General features: G+C 73.5%; 1 protein-coding gene. It reads left to right on the top strand.

Going from position 1 to position 234, the window contains the following annotated elements; translation table 11 throughout:
* Positions 1 to 234 (top strand): chemotaxis protein CheB (locus RYX56_RS25415; protein ID WP_317124525.1); only part of this gene is annotated, 234 nt, incomplete at both ends.

Below are 234 nucleotides of genomic sequence, written 5' to 3'. Positions count from 1 at the left end.
CCGCGGTCGACGTGCTCTTCCGCAGCGTCACCGCGGTGCACGGCGGGCACACGCTCGGCGTCATCCTGACCGGCATGGGACAGGACGGGCTGCGCGGCTGCGAGCACATCCGCGAGGCGGGTGGCCAGGTGCTGACACAGGACGAGGCGACCCGCGTCGTCTGGGGCATGCCGGGCTTCGTCCCCCGTGCCGGCCTCGCCGACAAGGTCCTGCCGCTCCAGTCGATCGCCGGAG

Source organism: Alkalihalophilus lindianensis, from assembly GCF_032843265.1.
GTDB lineage: Bacteria > Bacillota > Bacilli > Bacillales > Bacillaceae_D > Alkalihalophilus > Alkalihalophilus lindianensis.
The sequence above is the reverse complement of the archived record's forward strand: the minus strand, read 5'-3'. Positions and strand labels throughout refer to the sequence as shown.